Raw genomic sequence first — 17,176 nt, forward strand, 5'->3', positions numbered from 1 at the left:
GCTGCTGCTGTGCCGACTGCTGCCGCGCCGACCGACGCTGTGCCGACTGCTGCTGTGCCTGCGGAGTCGCCGAACGAGGCGGGCTCGCCTGGTCCGCCTCCGGCGGTTGCTGCTGGTGCGGCTGGGCGTGCCGACCGGACGGCGACCACGATTGCCCGTCCGCTCGCTGATTCGGCTGCTGGCTCGGCGGCTGCGGCTGCCGGGACGCGGGCTGCCGGGACGCGGGCTGCTGGCGCGCTTCCTGCCGGTCGCCCGGACCCGGCGGCTGCGGTGCGCCCGGCTGCTGGCCGGGAACGTGAGGTCGGCGCGACGTCGGCTGCTGGCTCAGCGGCGGCGGTTGCGATCCGCCGGGCTGACTCGAGCCGGACGGGCACTGTCCGCCCTGCAACGGCTGGGCGCGCGGCGGCTGCTGACGCGCGGGCGGTCGCTGGCGTGGGGACGCCTGCTGGCCCGGCGACGCTTGGCCAGCAGGCGGCTGCGCCCCGTGCTGATCAGACCCCGCCGGCGGGCCGAACGGCGGTCGCGACGACGGAGGCGGGGCGGGCCGACCCGGCGCTGCTGGCGATCCGGGCTGGCGGGCTCCGGCACGGTGCTGCCCGTCGCCGCGATCTCCGGGTTGGCGATCTCCGGGTTGGCGATCAGCGGCGTGCCGGCCGGGGCCCTGCCGTCGCCAGCTGGCCGGAATCTCGGAGCGCCAGAGCTGCCGCGTCGGGTCGGCAGCCTCGTCCCGCCCGGAGCCTTGCCCTCCGCCGGCCGCCCCTGCGCCCGAGCCACCAGCACCCGAGCCACCAGCGCCTGAGCTACCAGCACCCGAGCCACCGGCACCGGAGTTACCAGCACCGGAGTTGCCAGCGCCATGAGCGCCGGAAGTGCCGGCAGCGCCATCGGTTCCGTGCGCGCCGTCAGCGCCGGTGCTGCCCTCTTCCGGCGGCTCGGCACTGGCATGCCGCGGCCCCGACCGCTGCCGCGGCCGGCGTTCCCACGGTCCAGAGGACGGCGGTGTGGTCATCGTTCCTTTCCAGCAGGCCCAGCAGGTTCAGCAGATCCGGTGGTGTCGTCGGCGCGGGGTGCCGGGACCGGAGGTGGGCCCGGCGTCGGCGCCGCCGGAGTGAGCGCATCCGCGACGCGGACGTCACCAGTGTGATCGGTACCGCCCGAGTTCCGGGGACGGCCCGCTTTGGCCGTGTCACTACCAGCCGTGTCACTACCAGCCGGGTCTCCACCAGCCGGGTCACCACCAGCCGTGTCACCACCCGCTGCGGCACGGCCGGCTGCGGCGCCGCGCCCTGCATCACCACCCACAGCGTCACCACCCGCCGCGTCACCAGCTGCGTCACCACCGTCCGGGTTGCCGCGCTGGCGCCAACGCTGCCACAGCCGCAGCACCACCATCAAAAACAGCACACCGCCGGCGACGGCGATCAGCACAACGGTCAGCGCGCCGTAGGCGTCCGAGCGGATGTTCAGCACGGCCGGCGGGCCCCACGGCGCACCGCTCGGCGACACCAACTGCGCCTGCGCCTGCAGCCGGCCGGCCTTCTGGACGGAGGTCTGCAACTGCAGAATCGCGGTCTGCCCCGGCTCGATCAGCTTGGGCTGCGCCGGCGAGATCGCCGTCAATCCCTGGTTGGCCGGTGCGCTCACGGTGACGTTCACCAGCACCGGGTACGGCAGCGAGTTGGTGATGTCCAGCCGCAGCGGCGCGTCCTTGGAGGCCAGCGTGTACGAGCCCTGGGTCAGCCGCAGCTGCACACCCTGCCGCAGGAACGCGGTGGTGCCGTCGATGGTGGCCAGCACGGCGTCACCTGGCGCGGTGTCGGACCGCAACGACGCCGACAACAGCGGGGCGGTGGCGGCGGCCAGGGTGCGGGTGAGCGCGGAGCCGGCGGGGCGGTTGGGCACCGCCAGCGCGGTCGCCACCTCGGCGAGTTCGGCCTTGGTGTCGCGATAGTGCCGCAGGTAGTCGGGGTTCAGTCCGGCGCCGGTGGCTTCGGCCACCGGCTCGACGCGCGGCGCCGTCGTCGGGGTCCGCTGCAGCAGCGCGCTCGGGTCCGCACCGGTCACCACGTCGGCACCGGACAACGCGGCGAGCGCGTCGCCGAGCTCGGCAAGGCCACGGGTGTCGACGGTGTCGGAGGGCAACTGCAGCACCGGCTCGGTGTCGCCGTCGACGGCCCTGGCGGCCAGCAGCGCGACCGTGGTGTTCAGCGCCGAGCTGGGCGTCGGCACCACGTTGCTGCCGGCGAGCTTGGTCTGCGCGGGCGTCGCCGCCGCACCCCCAGCGGCCGGGGCGGGCGCCAGCGCGCGGTCGAGCAGCGGGCCCACCTCCGCGTCGGTGAGTACCGCGGGCAACGCCCGGCCCTCGCCGAGTTCGACCCGAACCTGGTTGCTGGAGCCAACTGTCGACCCGGCGGCGACGCTGGACCGGCGCAGCACCGCACCGGTCTGCCCGGCGCCGAGGTACTGCGCGAGGGTGTCGGTGGTCGCCGGTCCCGGCGGCACCGCGACCTCGGTGGCGATGCCGGTCGCGGAGCCGAGTCGAGCGGCCGCGGTGCGCCGCCCGGCTTCGGCCAACGCCGCCAGTTGCGCGCCGGCGTCGGTCACCCCGCCGTCCAATGCCGACTGCACGTCGGGGTCGGAGGTGGGCAACACGATCAGCCGGTGGGTCCGAGTCAGAGCGGTGATGCGCTGCAGGAACGCCGCTGCTGCCGCCGCGCCAGGGCCAGGGACGGTCGCCGGCTCGGGCAGCCGCAGCGGATCGGCGCCGTCCGGACGGGCCGGTTCGGCGGTGACGGGCGCCGCGGCACTGCCGGCGGCGTCCGACCCGGCCGGTTGTTGGGGCGGAGTGGCCGGTGCGGTCGGGGGCGGCTGCGGCGAGTCGGTCAGCGGCGGCTGCACCGCCGGACGACCGTTGCCACCGCCCTGCAGCACCCGGTAGCCGGCGCTCATCGCGGCCAGCTCGTCCAGCAGCATCGGGTCGATCACCGGCACCACCGCACCGGGCAGTGCGCTGGTTTCGATCGCTCGCAGCGTGGTGTCGAGCCGGCCACCCGCGCTGATCTCGGCGGCGAGCTGGTCGTCCAGAAAGTAGCCCTGCACCCCGCGATGTGGCCGGCTGGACAGCTGCCACAACAAGCCGACCGGAACGGACTGCTTGGCCTGCAACACTTTTCCGTCGGCCTGTCCCGGAACCGCTGTCACCGTCAGCAGCAGATGCAGTTCGCCGAGCCGCAGCGGGCGCTGCCGGCCGTCGATCTCGGTGGTGCCGTTCACGTTCAACAGCAGCGGGTACACGCCGGGGCTGGTGATCTGCAGTCCGCTGCTGCCGCCGATCCATTCCGCCACCGCGAAGTCGACCTGCTGGCCGGCGGCGACGGCACCGCCGCTGGGCTGGTCGGCCCCTCCCGCCGCCCCGGGAGCGGCGGCGAACGGCCGGAACGGACCGATCGCCGCGGTCGGGTCGGTGGCCGGCTCGACCAGGCTCTTGCGCACCGCGGCGGTGTCCGGCAGCGCCGCCCCGCGCTGCAGCCGGAACCGCAGGCCGGTGACGTCGGCGCCCGAGACGTTGCGGACGCTGCCGCGGATGGTCAGCACGTTGCCGCTGCTGGCCGTCACCACCTGCGGGGTGACGCTGCTGACGGTGAACTCGAGCGTCCCCGAGTTGGAGTACTGCTCGGCCGCCCGCCAGCCCGGCGACCCGGCGGCACCCGCCTGGGCGCTGACACCCGTCCGGGCGCCGACCTCCGGGGAAGCCGACCCGACACCCGCCGCACCGGATACCGCGGCGGACACCGCGCCGGCCGGACGCACCGACGCGGCGGCCGGGAGCACGGCAGCACCCATCAACAGCAGGCACATCAGCACGCCAACGGCCCAGTGCCCGGACCGGCGGGTCACGTCGTCGGGTCCGGGGACTGGTCGAGCAGCGCACTGGCCTTGCGGGCCAGCCGGCGCTCGCCGGCGTACGCGAGCCGCTGATCAAGCTCGGTGATGGGCACCCATGCCACCTCGGTGACCTCAACGTCCTCGTCGGACAGCTCGCCGCCCTCGGCGACCATCAGATAGTGGTGCACCCGCTTGTGAATGCGCTTGCCGGCGGCGGTGAAGGTGTAGTCGACGCTGCCCAGCCGCGCGGTGATCCGGCCGTCGATGCCGGTTTCCTCGCGCACCTCCCGAACGGCAGCCTGTTCGGTGGTCTCCCCTGGTTCGACGTGACCCTTGGGCATCGACCAACGCAACCGGCCCCGGCGGTCGAGCCGGCCGATCAGCGCGGCCGCCCTGACCCCGTCCTCGGTGCGGATGACCAGGCCCCCGGCGGAGGTCTCGTCGGCCCGGTGCGACCGGCGGCGGCCAGCGGCAACCCCGCGGGATTTTCCACGCGGTTGGGTTGGCATCCATCCGATGCTATTTCACGTTGCTGTTCGATCACGCTGTTGGATCAGGCGGTGTTGCCCCGGCAGGTCGCCGGGAGCGGGTTGCGCCGGCCCGTCGCCGGGCGCGGGCGGCACGCCGTTGGCGCCGTAGACTTCCGCACCGTGTCGCAGGACCGTTCCCCCTCCCAGCGGGCAGCCACCCCGCCCGCCGGCCCGGCCGACACCGCGGCCATCGCGGACGCCGGCGCGTTGGACGCCTCGCAGCGGCAGGCGGTGGAGAACCTGCTGCGACTGTCGCCGATCGCCGATGAGCTCGGTGAGCTGTTCGCCGCCGCCGGGTTCACCCTGCATCTGGTGGGGGGTTCGGTGCGGGACGCACTGCTCGGCCGGCTGGGCAACGACCTCGACTTCACCACCGATGCCCGCCCCGCACAGATCCAGCGGTTGTTGGCGCCGTGGGCAGATGCGGTGTGGGACACCGGGATTGCCTTCGGCACCGTCGGCGCGAGCAAGCGGGACGCCGGCACTACCTGGATCATCGAGATCACCACCTTCCGGGCGGACGCCTACGACGGGCAGTCCCGCAATCCTGAGGTCACCTTCGGCGACTCGCTGGACGGCGACCTGGTGCGCCGCGACTTCTCCATCAACGCGATGGCCGTGTCGGTGCCCGACCACGACTTCACCGACCCGTTCGGCGGCTTGGCGGCGCTGGCCACCGGACGGCTGGACACCCCGGCCGCCCCGGAACAGAGCTTCTCGGACGATCCGCTGCGGATGCTGCGCGCCGCCAGGTTCGCCGCGCAGCTGCAGGTGACGCCGGCCCCGCGGGTGCTGGCCGCGATGCGGCAGATGGCTCCGCAGATCCAGCGGATCACCGCCGAGCGGGTGCGGGCCGAGCTGGAGAAGCTGCTGCTGGGCGCGGCGCCGCGAGCCGGGCTGACCCTGCTGGTGGACAGCGGGCTGGCGCAGTTCGTGCTGCCCGAACTGCCCGCGCTGATCCTGGAACGCGACGAACACCACCAGCACAAGGACGTGTACCAGCACAGCCTGACGGTGCTGGAGCAGGCCATCGCCCAGGAAGAAGACGGTCCGGACCTGACGCTGCGGCTGGCGGCACTGCTGCACGATGTCGGCAAGCCGGCCACCAGGCGCTTCGAATCCGGCGGCGGAGTGAGCTTTCACCATCACGAGGTGGTGGGGGCCAAGCTGATCCGAAAACGCATGCGGGCGTTGAAGTTTCCCAAGCAGCTCACCGAGGACGTCGCCAATCTGACGTTTCTGCACCTGCGGTTTCACGGCTACTCCGGCGGCCAGTGGACCGATTCCGCCGTGCGTCGTTACGTGACCGACGCCGGGCCGCTACTGCCGTGGCTGCACAAGCTGGTGCGCGCGGACAGCACCACCCGCAATCCGCGCCGCCGGGCCGCGCTGCAGCGCTCGTACGACTCGCTCGAGGAGCGCATCGCCGAACTGGCCGCCGCCGAGGACCTGGCCAGGGTGCGCCCCGACCTCGACGGCAACGCGATCATGCAGTTGCTCGACCTGCCACCCGGACCGCTCGTCGGCCGGGCCTGGAAGTACCTCAAGGAGTTGCGGCTCGAGCGCGGCCCACTGACCCGCGACGAGGCCGAGGCCGAGCTGCTGGCCTGGGCCGAGCGCGAGGGCATCAACGGCTGAGGCTCGGTGCCGCGGGCTCGGTGCCTCACCGGTCGATGCGTACCGTCTTGTCGCGGGAACGCTCGCCGCCGATCACCCGAACCTGCCGTTTCCCGACGCCGAAGTGCGCCGCCAGCAGCGCGCAGACCGCGGCGTTCGCCTGACCGTCCACCGGCGCCGCGGTGGTGCGCACCACCAGCCGGCCGGCCCGCTCGCCGCCCACCTCGTCCTTGCGGGCCCGCGGGATCACTCTGACCTGCACGGTGTGTGGCGATCGGTCGGACACCCAGCCATTGTGAGCCAGCCGCTGCCGGGGTGCGCGGCTGTCCCGGGGCGGGGGTGGCTGCGGTGTTCTACCGTGAGGTCGTGGGTCGGCTGGATGCAGCGGTGGCCGTCGCCGGTCGATGACGGCAACTCGACAGCACGGGATGAGAGGTAGCGCCATGGGACTGTTCGACTCGCTGCGGGGCCGCCGGACGCAGCAGCCCGACAGCTCCGGTGCCGAGATCGGGCCGATTGACCCGGGCGAGCCGGACCCGATCGATCTGCGGCCGCGTACCGACGGCAGCTATCACTCCAGCGCCGGCGCGCTGCGATTCACCGCCGCTGCGGTGCGGGAATCGCCGGAGGCCGATCCCGCCGCCGCCAAGCAGGATCTTGGCTCCGCCGACGCCAGGACCGGCGAATACACCTCCGCCGGGCGCTTCCTGGTGCGCTCGCCGGCCCGCGGTTCGGTGACGTTCTCCGCGGTGGCCGTCACCCCCGACCTGCTGACGCTGCGCCGCACCGACATCGGCACCGGCGACAGCGCGGTGGTCGACTTCCGGTTCCAGCCGGACTGAGTACTCGGACGGACGACACCGCGGCCCCGCGCCCGGCATGGTGAGCGCTCCCCATCCGCGCCCGGATCGGCGGCGGAACCCGGCGCAGCGCCGTAACGTCCGACCGAGCATCAACCAAGAAAACCGGCGTCACCAAGACATCAGCACAAGCACGTAACAAGCAGGCAGCTCGGAACCTGGCGCGCATCCGCACCAACGCACCTGGGGGCAGCACGGACCGACGCACCGCCGATCCACACCTGAGGGGCGAGAACACGTTATGGCCAGCACCATCAGCTTCCAGTTCGGGACCGGGGACCCGCTGAAGCTCAACGCGGTCGCCGACATCGACGGCGACGGCCGGCCCGACGCCGCTGTGATCAGCTTTCCCGGCGCCGACGCCGACAATCCGGACGCCCAGTCGCGCGACATCGCGTTCGACTCCAACGGCGACGGCAAGGTCGACATCATTTTGGTGGACTCGAACGGCGACGGGAACTACGACGTCGGCTATGTCGATGCCGCCGGCAAGGGCAGCTGGACCGATGAGGTCGAGGCACCGACCGGTTTGCTGCTCAGCCTCTTCCCGGAGTTGAAGTCGGCGAAGGTGACCGACGTCGACCCGGCGCAGCACCCCGCCGGCGGACCGGCCGCCGATGCCGCGGCCGACGACGCCGGGACGAGCGGCGCCGACACCGCGCTGTCGCCGCAGGCCGAATCGAGCGCATCCGACGCCGCCGGCGCGCACGCCGCGAGCGCGCAACCGGCGAATCATCGCCAGGATCCGGCACCGCCCGGTGACGACTCACAACCGGACGCCGGCGCCCCAGGTGCCGGGAACAATTCAGCAAACGACAAGGGCGACAACAACAACGGCGGTTCCGATGCCGCCACTACCAAGGGGGACGACGTGCAGACCGAGAGTCCGAAGGATCCGAACGCAGAGGGCGTTGCGCCCACCAAGACCGGTTTCGATCCGTCCAAGCAGGCCGGCGATCCGAACGCAGCAGGGCAGGACGGTGGCAAGCCGGACGACCCGAAGCCGACCGAGCCGATCCCGGCGGAATCCACTCCGCCCGGCGGCAGCGACTCCGGCAAGACCCCGACCGAGCCGATCCCGGCGGAATCCACTCCGCCCGGCGGTAGCGACAAGGGTGCGACCGAGCCGATCCCGGCCCAGTCGACCCCGGCGGGGACGGACCCGAACGCCGAGGGTCAGGCGCCGACCAAGACCGGCGAGGACCCGACTGCTGGGCAGGACGGCGGGCAGCCGGGCGAAGGCTCCGGAGCTGGGACGCCCAGCTCCGGCGACCTGACCGGCAGCGGTGATCAGCCGGGCAGCACCGACGGCACTGACGGCACCGGCAGCGCGGCGGGTGGGACCGGCGGCGCCGGTGGTGACGCCGGCGCTGGTCCGGAGGGCGCCGGTTCGGCTGGTAGCGGTTCGGAAGGTGCGGGCTCGGCTGGTTCTGGTTCGCAAGGTGCCGGTTCGGCTGGCGCTGGTTCGGCTGGCGCCGGTTCGGAAGGCGCCGGTTCGGAAGGCGCCGGTTCGGAAGGTGCCGGTTCGCCGGGAACTGCTGGAAGCTCGGGGACCGACGGCAGCACGCCGACGACGCCGGTACCGGCGGAGTCGGGCGCCAGCAGTGCGTCCGGAAACCCGGCAGCGGACGGCCCCGAGCTGGAGTACCAGTTCGGGTCGCAGACCTACTCCGATCCGGCGAACGTCGACGTGGACGGCAACGGCACCGCCGACGGCATCAAGGTCGACTTCGACGGCACCGGCTACAAGGACTCCATCGCCTGGGATTCCGACGGTGACGGCAAGGTCGACACCATTCTGGTGTCAAGCAAGCACGACGGCACCTACGACGTCGCCTATTACGACCACAGCGGCGGCGGCAAGTGGGACAGCAGCGAGGCGATCGACAAGACGGTGGACGTCGGCGAGATCGGCTCCCCGACGGGCACCGTGCTGCAGTACTCGTTCGGCAGCGACAGCTCGGCCACCCAGACCTTCTCCGGCGCCGCGGACACCGACGTCGACGGCGACGGCAAGGCCGACGGGATCAAGCTGGATTTCGACGGCTCCGGCCAGAAGGACGCGGTGGCCTGGGATTCCGACGGTGACGGCAAGGTCGACACCATTCTGGTGTCGAGCAAGCACGACGGCACCTACGACGTCGCCTACCACGACCCGCAGGGCAACGGGCGCTGGAACGTCGCCGAGCAGATCGACGGTGACGTCAACGCCGGCCGGGTCGACGGCGCGCAGGCCGGTGCCGGCGCTGGTTCCGGTGCAGCGGCCCAGCCCCCCGCCGCGGAGCCGCCGACGCCCCCGGCATCGGGTGACGACACGGCCGGCGCCGACGGCGCCAGTGGGGACAGCTCCGGCGGCAGCTTCGAGGGATTCGACGAGGCCGACGGCCAGGCCGGGTCCGCCGATCTGAGCACCGATCCCGGTGCCGGAGACTTCCCTGACACGGAAGGTTCCGATCCGAACGCGGCGAGCGGGAGCGAGGCGGGGTACCAGCCGGGCGGCTCCGAAGCCGGTGCGCAGGAGCCGGCATGGGTCGACCAGCTGGGCGGGGAGACCGGCAGCGACGACAGCGCCAGCTACGTGCAGCAGCCGGACGCCGGCGGCGACGACATCGTGTCGGCGGACGCCCAGCAGTTCGCGAACGACTTCCACACCTTCTGATCCGTCCGCTCCGTACCTTCTGATCCGTCTGCACCGTCTGCTCGTCGACAGCCGGCTGACCACACGAGCAGCACGGGGCAGGCCGGAGCAGTGATCACCGGGCCCGTACCGCGGGCCCGGTGATCGCGTTTCAGCGCCGCGCCGCTTCGATGACGCGTTCGATCGGGTCGGCGAGTTCGGCGAAGGAGCCTTGCAGCGCAACGCGTTCGCCGTTCAGGAAGAACGTCGGGGTGCCGTTGACGCCGCTGCGCAGTCCGCTGTCCACCTGATCTTGGATGCGGTTGCGGTAGGTGCCCTCGCGCAGCGCGGTCTCCAGGTCGTCGACGCCGAGGTCCAGCTCGCGGACCAGCGCGGTGTAGAGCTCGGGGCCGAGACGTTCCTGGTTGTCGTAGAGAGTGTCGTGGGCCTGCCAGAACTTGTCGTTGGCTCCGCAGAACTCGGCGGTCTCCGCCGCCGGCAGCGCCTGCGGATGGATCTCGGGGATCGGGAAGTTGCGGAAACAGAACCGCAACCCGTCGCCGAACTGTTGTTGCAGCTGCTTGATGATGCCGAAAGCCTCGCCGCAGTACGGGCATTGGTAGTCGCCGTACTCGACCAGGGTGGCCGGTGCGTCGGCCGGGCCCTGAACGTAGTCGTCCGGTCCGACGGGTGGGTGCAACGTCATGGCGGTGCGCTCCTCACTGCTGGGCGGGTGTTGTGGTGGAACTGGTGTGCTGCAGGCGATCCAGCGCGTCGAGCACGCCGTCCACGCCTGGGTTGATGGCGGTGGGAGACAAGTAGCTCCAGAAGATGACACCGGCACCGTCGATCACGAACAGGGCACGTTTGTCGAACCCGCCCTGTTCGTCGTACACGCCGTAGCTGCGCGCGACGGCACCCTTGGGCTGGTAGTCGGCGAGCAGATCGAAACCGAGTTTGCGGTCCTGCTCGAAGGCCTGGTGCGACCACACGCTGTCGACCGAGATGCCCAGCACGGTCGCGTTGTACTTGCGCAGCAACGGCAATGCCTGGTTGAACACCAGCAGCTCGTCGCCGCAGACCGGGCTCCAGTCGGCCGGGTAGAACACCAGCACCACCGGATTGCCCCGCAGTTCGGACAGTGAGAGTTCTTGATCGGCAGTGGCTTTCAGGGTGAAGTCGGGGGCGCTGACGCCGGGCTGCAGCAGGCCGGCAGGCTCGGCGGCGGGCTCGGCGGCGGGCGCGGCGGCGGGCGCGGCGGCGGAACTGTTTGTTGTCATGGTCTGGTCTTTCTCGTGGTCTTTCAGGGCGACTGTTGCTGCCGGCGGTCCAGTGGCCGGCGACGGCGGGGCGGCCGGGCTATCGCGGGGCGAGGCCCCAGGCGTCGGCGAGCAGTTGGTACGAGCGGGTCCGCAGCGCCGGGTCGTAGGTGTAGGTGACGGTGATCAGTTCGTCGACGCCGAGGTCGGCAACGATCGCCTCCAGCTGGGCGACAACGGTGTCGGGGGAGCCGACAGCGCGGACCTGCTGGAAATCTTCGATGAACGCCACCACTTCGCGCGGTAGCACCGAGCTCAGCTCGTCCACCGGCGGCTGCAGCGGGGTGCGGCGGCCGGTGCGGATCCCGGCGGCCAGCTGCTGCGCTGTGGTGAACAGGTAGTGCGCCTCGGCGTCGGTCGGTGCCACCAGCACGTTCACCCCGGCCATCGCGTACGGCTCGCGCAGCTCGGCGGTGGCGAACTCGTCGGAGAACCTGGCGCGGTAGAGCTCGAGTGCCTGGTGCCGCAGCTGCGGCGCGAAGTGCGAGGCGAACGCGTACGGCAGGCCGAGATAGGCGGCGATCGCCGCGCCGTCAAGGCTGGAGCCGAGCATCCACAGCGGCACATCGGTGCCGTGGCCGGGCCGGGCGCTGACCCCGCCGGGGGCCGGTCCGTCGCCGAGGTAGTTGTGCAGGTCGACGACGTCCTGGACGAAGGTGTCGGCGCCGGCCGCGCCGCGGCGCAGGGCCGCGGCGGTGACCGGGTCGGTGCCGGGTGCGCGACCCAGACCGAGGTCGATCCGGTCGCCGTACATCTCGGCCAGGGTGCCGTAGTACTCGGCGACCATCAGCGGGCTGTGGTTGGGCAGCATCACCCCGCCGGAGCCGAGCCGGATACCGGTGGTGTGCTCGGCGGCCCGCGCGATCAGCAACGACGTCGCCGACGAGGCGAAGGTCTGGGTGTTGTGGTGCTCGGCGTACCAATACCGTTGGTAGCCAAGCGAATCCGCGAGCCTGGCCAACTCGACCGATTGGTTCAGCGCGTCGGCGGTGGTGCTGCCGTCGGCGATCGGGACCAGGTCGAGGACGGACAGTGGCACACGCGAATCGCTCATAACGGCGGCTTCCTTCCGTGGCGACCTCCGCCTCGGGCAAGGCGTCCGGTCCCAGCCTCGACGCTAATCCAGTTCGCCCGACAATGCCCGGCCGTCTTCCCGATCGGCGCCGTGGCGCGTGGGTTGTTGTCCAGGCCGCCAGGTTTGACGCTTCCTGCCAACAGTGCGCTTGCGGTGTTGGCCGGAACTGCAGTGTTGACCGGAACAGCAGCGTCGGCCGGATTGCGGTGTCGTCGGGATTGCACCGTCGGCCGGAATTGCGGCGTTGGCGGATGGCCCTGCCGGTGGGATTACCCTGTCGGCCGATTGCCCTGCCGACGGGATTGCCCTGCTGCCGAAGCAGCCGCCTGCTCGATCTGCGTGCGGGGATGACGATTCGGGCGCCTTGAATCTAACATCGGTGTCAGGTTTCATGCTGGTCGGGTGACCAGTTCAGCCGCCACCTCCGCAACCAGCCCACCCTCGTCCCTGTTCGACCCACTGCCGCTACCGGCCTTCACCGCGCCGAACCGCATCGTGATGGCCCCGATGACCAGGCTGCGAGCCGAGCCGGACGGCACCCCAACGCCCGAGATGGCCGACTTCTACGCCCAGCGTGCCGGCGCCGGATTCCAAGTGTCCGAAGGGATATGGCCACACAGCGCCGGCCAGAGCGAGTGGCGGGTGCCCGGCCTGGCGACCGCCGGCAACGTCGCCGGCTGGCGCACCGTCACCGGTGCGGTGCACGCCGCCGGCGGACGGATCGTCGCGCAGCTGATGCACGGCGGGCGCAAGGGCCATCCCGACGCCAGGTACGACGGCAGCGCGCCGGCCGGCGCATCGGCGGTGGCCGACCCCGAGTGGGTGCACCTTCCCGCAGGCGGCAAGGCACCGTCGCCGGTGCCGCGGGTGCTCAGCCCGGCGGACATCGCCGCCGTCGTCGCCCAGCATGCCGCCGCGGCCCGCAACGCCGTTGCGGCCGGGTTCGACGGGGTGGAGCTGCACGCCGCCAACAGTTACCTCACCCACCAGTTCCTCGCCGACAACACCAACCTGCGCACCGACGGTTACGGCGGCAGCATCACCGGCCGGATCCGACTGGCCCTGGAGTTGGTGCAGGCGCTGGCCGACGCGATCGGCGCCGAGCGCGTCGGGATCCGGCTCTCCCCCGCAAACCCGCAGTTCGCCATGGTGGAGCGCGACCCGGCGCCGCTGTACCGCACCTTGGTCGGCGAGTTGGACCGGATCGGCCTTGGCTATCTGCACCTGACCGACAACGACGCCTACCCCGCGCTGACCGACCTTCGGCCGCGCTGGTCCGGGGTGCTGATCGGCAACGTCGGCGAGAACCGCGACGCGACCACGGCGGCAGCCGCCGAGCGAACCCTGGGCGCCGGCGTGGCCGATGCCATCAGCTTCGGGCGCGGATTCCTGGTCAATCCCGATCTGCCGCATCGCCTTCGCGCCGGGTTGCCGTGGAACCCGCTCGACCATGCGCATCTCTACACGCCCGGGCCGGTGGGCTACACCGATTACCCGACGGCGACTACCGACGCCGCGCCAAAGCAGGTTAGGCTGTCCTAATCCCACCGGACCGCCCGGCGACCAAGGAGGCCAGATGAGCGCGGCCCTCAGCGAGCCCGCAGTGCAACCCAAGGTGCGGCCGTGGACGTTTTTCCACGTCCGGCCCCGGTACGTGACGAGGCTGTCGCCGCACCTGGTGCGGGTCGGGTTCGCCGCTGCGCCGGGCGCGGACCCTGCGCTGGACGCCTTTGCCGACAACGGTTTTGATCAGCGCATCAAGCTGGTGATGCCGCCCGACGGCGGCGATCTGTCCGAGCTGCCGACCGGCGACGGTTGGTGGACCGCGCTGCGGCAGCTTCCCGAGGAGCGTCGCGCCCAGGTGCGCACCTACACCGTGCGCCGGCTCCGGCAGCGGGACGGCGAGCCCATCGTCGAGGTCGACATGGTGCTGCACACCGACGCCGACGGGCGGCCGTGCGGCCCGGCATCGCGTTGGCTGGCAAGCATTCTCGGCGACGAGCCCGCTGGTGGTCCCGCCGCGGGCGGTGCCGGCTGCGGGTGGGAGCTACCGGTGGCACTGCTCGGCCCGGACGCCAGGCATCCCGGCCCGCACGGTGGGCTGGAGTTCGTGCCCGGCTGCCGGGACGATCTGCTGCTGGCCGCCGACGAAACCGCACTACCCGCCGTCGCGGTGATCCTCGAGCAGCTGGCGGCCGACCACCCGGACGTCACCGGAACCGCCCTGATCGAGGTACCGCACCCCGACGACACCATGGAACTGGTGGCGCCGCAGGGCATCTCGGTGCAGTGGCTGCCGCGGAACGGCGTCGGCGGGTACGGCAAGGAGCTGGTCGACGCCGCGTTGCAGTGGCGTCCCGCCAGAGCATCGAGCAGCGTCGCCGGCACCGCGGAGCCCGCCGACTGGGACGACGAGCTGCATTGGGACACCCCAATGCTCAATGGCGCCGCCGACCCGAACGCACCGTCCAGCACCCTGGCCTTCGTCGCCGGGGAGGCCGGCGCCGTCAAGACCATCCGGCGGCATCTGGTGGGCCCGTGCGGCCTGCCCCGCGACCGCGTCGCCTTCATGGGCTATTGGAAGCTCGGCCGCGCCGAAACTGCTTGATCGGTGTTGGCCGCCGTGCGGCGCTCCACCACTCCGGTGGCGAGCCAGTAGCCGAGCGCGCCGAGCAGATACACCGCGCCGACCAGGACCGGGCCGGTGAGGCCGTGCCCGTCGCTGGGCACCAGCCAGACGCCGAGCGCAAAGGCCGCGACGTAGAAGACGTTGTTGGCGGTGTCGTAGACGGCAAAGACCCGGCCGACGTGGTCGTCGGCGGAGTCGCGTTGCGCGATCGCATCGGCGCACACCTTCGCCGACTGGTAGCCGTAGGCCAGCACGAACGCCGTCACCATCGTCATCGGCTCGGTGAAGCGGGTGCCGCAGGTCCAGACCACCACCGCGCACACCACCAGCACCAGCACCAGGAACCGGCACTGCCCCAACAACCGGACGAAGTAGCCGGTGGTCACCGCCCCCACGAACAAGCCGACCCCGGACACCGCGAGCACCTGGCCCAGCCCGGCCACCCCGGCCGCGAAGATGCCGCTGCCGTGAAAGTGATGCTGGAACAGCAGCAGCACCACCAGGGTGGCGAGCCCGAAACAGAAGCGCACCAACACGATCAGCCCGACGGCCAACCCGACGGTCGGCCGCACCCACAGGTGGTGAACGCCGGAGAACAGGCCCTGGACGACGGCCAGCAGCGGCTGCGGCGGCTCATCGGTCTCGTCCGGCCCAAGTGCAGCGCGGGCAAATCGCCTGGCCACCAACGCTGCCGCCAGATAGAACACCGCCACCGCTGCGGTCACCACGGCCAGCGGCCCGTGGGTGTCGCCGAGCAGCGAACGCAGCCCGAACGCCACCCCGGCGCCGACCAAGGTAGCTATCGAACCGGCGGTGGTGGCGAGCGCGTTGGCACCGGTCAGCGAATCGAGCGGGACGGTGTGCGGGATGCTCGCCGACAAACCGGACCCGACAAACCGGGACGTCCCGGTGACGAACAACGCAGCGACGAAGAGCACCCCGTAGGGCGCGTCCAACGCAAGGATCCCGGCGACGGCGAGCACCAGCACCGCACGTAACACGTTGGCCCACACCAACACCTGACGCCGCGACCACCGATCCAGCAACGCCCCGGCGAACGGGCCGAGCACCGAGTACGGCAACAGCAGCACCGCAAACCCCGCGGCGATCTCGGCGGCCGAGGTGCTGTGCTCGGGAGAGAACAGCACCGCGCCGGCCAGCGCACCCTGGAATGCACCATCGCCAAGGGCACCCAGCAGCCGCAGCAGGATCAGCCGGCGCAGGCCGGCCAGAGCCAGCAGCGCCTTCGGGCCACGCACGCTCGGGTCGGTGCCGGCCGGTGCGCCGTCCGGGTCGGCGGGTGGAGGCGCATCCGCGTCGCCGGGGCGGAGCGCCGGGTCGGCCGCCGGAGGGTGGTTCCGATCGGCGCTCGTCGGGTCGGCGCCGATCGGTACGCGGCCGGTCGGTTCGGCGCCGGCGGGTGCGGGGTTGGTCTGAGTGGGATGGGTGTCAGTGGGCATGGTCAGCGCAGGATCGTGCCGCGGCTGTTGCCCGCGCGCACCGACCGACTGGTTGTGCCCCACCGCCCCGACGCTACGGCAGCGCAACGGCGTGTGCGCAGGTGTCCCCCACCGCTGTCACAAGCATGATCACCGCTCTGCACCAGCCGGCGCACGCATCCCCAGCGCCAGTCACGTACGCGAGCACCGCTCTCCCCGGACGCGTCACGCGCCCCCAACGGCAGTCACGAACGCGCGCACCGCTCTCCGGGCGCCTCGCAGCCCATGTGGTCAGCCTTACCTGCCTGGACAACGCGCCCGGGTGCGCCGCACTGTGTTGGCATGAGTTCGCTGAGCGGTCCGCTGCTGCACAAGGGCGAGGAGCACGACGGCATCGTCTCCGGGCGGCTGAACTGGCTGCGCGCCGCGGTGCTCGGTGCCAACGACGGCGTGGTGAGCGTGGCCGGCATCGTGCTCGGGGTGGCCGGCGCCAGCAACTCGCGCAGCGCGATCGCGGTGGCCGGGATCGCCGGGTTGGTGGCCGGCGCGCTCAGCATGGCCACCGGCGAGTACGTCTCGGTGAGCACTCAGCGGGACAGCGAGCGGGCGCTGTTGGCGAAGGAGGCGCGCGAGCTCAGGGAGATGCCGGCAGAAGAGCTGGAGGAGCTCACCGAGCTGTACCAGCAACGCGGGCTCGACCGGAAGCTGGCCGAACAGGTGGCCACGCAGCTCACCGCCCGGGATGCGCTCGGCGCACACGCCAAGGTCGAGCTGGGCCTCGACCCCGACGAGCTGACCAACCCGTGGCACGCGGCATGGGCGTCGCTGGCGGCATTCACCGTCGGTGCGTTGCTGCCGCTGCTGGCCATCCTGATCCCCGGTCCGGGCTGGCGCGTCCCGGTGACGGTGGTCGCGGTGCTGCTGACGCTGTGGCTCACCGGTGCGGTGTCGGCGCGGTTGGGCCAGGCGCCGGTGCGGCGGGCGGTGCTGCGCAACGTGCTCGGTGGCGCGCTGGCGATGGCGGTGACCTACGGCATCGGGCATCTGGTCGGTTTGTCCCTGTAACCGAGCGCTGGCACGGGTCCGGTTAACCCAGCGCCGCCGCCCACCGACCGCGCGAGAGCCGAACCCGCTGCAGCCGAAAACCCGTGCCGGCATTGCTTTTTGCTGCTCCAGCCGAGCGGCAGGACGGTACGAAGCCTCGT

Annotated in this window: 13 protein-coding genes; 6 read left to right on the forward strand and 7 right to left on the reverse strand. The window is 71.8% G+C overall.

Annotated features, from left to right (window positions below; all coding sequences use genetic code 11):
- Positions 1-1,005: 1,005 nt before the first annotated feature.
- Both HKD39_RS13855 and HKD39_RS13860 read right to left on the reverse strand, forming a co-directional pair.
- The gene (locus HKD39_RS13855) at positions 1,006-3,897 is read right to left on the reverse strand and encodes a hypothetical protein (protein WP_171200473.1); all 2,892 of its coding nucleotides are present in this window, start codon (positions 3,895-3,897) and stop codon (positions 1,006-1,008) included.
- Positions 3,894-4,394, reverse strand: a complete 501-nt coding sequence (locus tag HKD39_RS13860; RefSeq protein ID WP_171200474.1) for an NUDIX hydrolase — start codon at positions 4,392-4,394, stop codon at positions 3,894-3,896. The genes HKD39_RS13855 and HKD39_RS13860 overlap by 4 nt, the downstream gene beginning before the upstream one ends.
- A 228-nt stretch (positions 4,395-4,622) precedes the next feature.
- Between HKD39_RS13860 and HKD39_RS13865 the strand changes: the two genes are divergently transcribed.
- Positions 4,623-6,053, forward strand: coding sequence for a CCA tRNA nucleotidyltransferase (locus HKD39_RS13865; RefSeq protein WP_171200586.1), 1,431 nt, complete (start codon positions 4,623-4,625; stop codon positions 6,051-6,053).
- Positions 6,054-6,078: 25 nt separating this feature from the next.
- On the opposite strand, the gene HKD39_RS20600 is transcribed toward HKD39_RS13865, so the two are convergent.
- Positions 6,079-6,318: a DUF167 domain-containing protein gene (locus HKD39_RS20600; RefSeq protein WP_212754562.1), complete on the reverse strand. Its 240-nt coding sequence runs from the start codon at positions 6,316-6,318 to the stop codon at positions 6,079-6,081.
- 157 nt (positions 6,319-6,475) lie between these two features.
- Here HKD39_RS20600 and HKD39_RS13875 point away from each other — a divergent pair, with 157 nt between their 5' ends.
- On the forward strand, positions 6,476-6,874 hold the full coding sequence (locus tag HKD39_RS13875) for a hypothetical protein (protein WP_171200476.1): 399 nt from the start codon (positions 6,476-6,478) through the stop codon (positions 6,872-6,874).
- Positions 6,875-7,133: 259 nt separating this feature from the next.
- Positions 7,134-9,551, forward strand: coding sequence for a hypothetical protein (locus tag HKD39_RS13880; protein ID WP_171200477.1), 2,418 nt, complete (start codon positions 7,134-7,136; stop codon positions 9,549-9,551).
- A gap of 130 nt (positions 9,552-9,681) precedes the next feature.
- Here the strand turns inward: HKD39_RS13880 and HKD39_RS13885 are convergent, their stop codons facing one another.
- The 3 genes from HKD39_RS13885 to HKD39_RS13895 form a co-directional block, all read right to left on the reverse strand.
- Positions 9,682-10,215, reverse strand: a complete 534-nt coding sequence (locus HKD39_RS13885; protein ID WP_171200478.1) for a DsbA family protein — start codon at positions 10,213-10,215, stop codon at positions 9,682-9,684.
- 13 nt (positions 10,216-10,228) lie between these two features.
- A complete protein-coding gene (locus HKD39_RS13890; protein ID WP_171200479.1) occupies positions 10,229-10,789 on the reverse strand; it encodes a redoxin domain-containing protein in 561 nt (186 codons plus the stop codon).
- A gap of 79 nt (positions 10,790-10,868) precedes the next feature.
- Complete coding sequence (locus HKD39_RS13895) at positions 10,869-11,882, reverse strand: LLM class flavin-dependent oxidoreductase (RefSeq protein WP_171200480.1); 1,014 nt, start codon at positions 11,880-11,882, stop codon at positions 10,869-10,871.
- Positions 11,883-12,305: 423 nt separating this feature from the next.
- Between HKD39_RS13895 and HKD39_RS13900 the strand changes: the two genes are divergently transcribed.
- Together HKD39_RS13900 and HKD39_RS13905 are read left to right on the forward strand one after the other, a co-directional pair.
- The gene (locus tag HKD39_RS13900; RefSeq protein ID WP_212754563.1) at positions 12,306-13,445 is read left to right on the forward strand and encodes an oxidoreductase; all 1,140 of its coding nucleotides are present in this window, start codon (positions 12,306-12,308) and stop codon (positions 13,443-13,445) included.
- A 34-nt stretch (positions 13,446-13,479) separates the two neighbouring features.
- On the forward strand, positions 13,480-14,511 hold the full coding sequence (locus tag HKD39_RS13905) for a siderophore-interacting protein (protein ID WP_171200481.1): 1,032 nt from the start codon (positions 13,480-13,482) through the stop codon (positions 14,509-14,511).
- On the opposite strand, the gene HKD39_RS13910 is transcribed toward HKD39_RS13905, so the two are convergent.
- Complete coding sequence (locus HKD39_RS13910) at positions 14,478-16,055, reverse strand: MFS transporter (protein ID WP_171200482.1); 1,578 nt, start codon at positions 16,053-16,055, stop codon at positions 14,478-14,480. The two genes, HKD39_RS13905 and HKD39_RS13910, sit on opposite strands and share 34 nt — an antisense overlap.
- 258 nt (positions 16,056-16,313) lie before the next feature.
- Here HKD39_RS13910 and HKD39_RS13915 point away from each other — a divergent pair, with 258 nt between their 5' ends.
- Positions 16,314-17,036 carry a VIT1/CCC1 transporter family protein gene (locus tag HKD39_RS13915; RefSeq protein WP_171200483.1) on the forward strand — a complete coding sequence of 241 codons (723 nt, stop codon included), beginning with the start codon at positions 16,314-16,316 and terminating at the stop codon, positions 17,034-17,036.
- Positions 17,037-17,176 lie beyond the last annotated feature (140 nt).

The sequence above is a fragment of the Nakamurella aerolata genome (genome assembly GCF_013002705.1).
Classification (GTDB): domain Bacteria; phylum Actinomycetota; class Actinomycetes; order Mycobacteriales; family Nakamurellaceae; genus Nakamurella; species Nakamurella aerolata.

Coding starts and splice junctions, on each gene's coding strand:
- HKD39_RS13860 (WP_171200474.1), bottom strand. CDS start 4,394: ATGCCAACCCAACCGCGTGGAAAATCCCGCGGGGTTGCCGCTGGCCGC.
- HKD39_RS13875 (WP_171200476.1), top strand. CDS start 6,476: ATGGGACTGTTCGACTCGCTGCGGGGCCGCCGGACGCAGCAGCCCGAC.
- HKD39_RS13880 (WP_171200477.1), top strand. CDS start 7,134: ATGGCCAGCACCATCAGCTTCCAGTTCGGGACCGGGGACCCGCTGAAG.
- HKD39_RS13885 (WP_171200478.1), bottom strand. CDS start 10,215: ATGACGTTGCACCCACCCGTCGGACCGGACGACTACGTTCAGGGCCCG.
- HKD39_RS13890 (WP_171200479.1), bottom strand. CDS start 10,789: ATGACAACAAACAGTTCCGCCGCCGCGCCCGCCGCCGCGCCCGCCGCC.
- HKD39_RS13895 (WP_171200480.1), bottom strand. CDS start 11,882: ATGAGCGATTCGCGTGTGCCACTGTCCGTCCTCGACCTGGTCCCGATC.
- HKD39_RS13905 (WP_171200481.1), top strand. CDS start 13,480: ATGAGCGCGGCCCTCAGCGAGCCCGCAGTGCAACCCAAGGTGCGGCCG.
- HKD39_RS13915 (WP_171200483.1), top strand. CDS start 16,314: ATGAGTTCGCTGAGCGGTCCGCTGCTGCACAAGGGCGAGGAGCACGAC.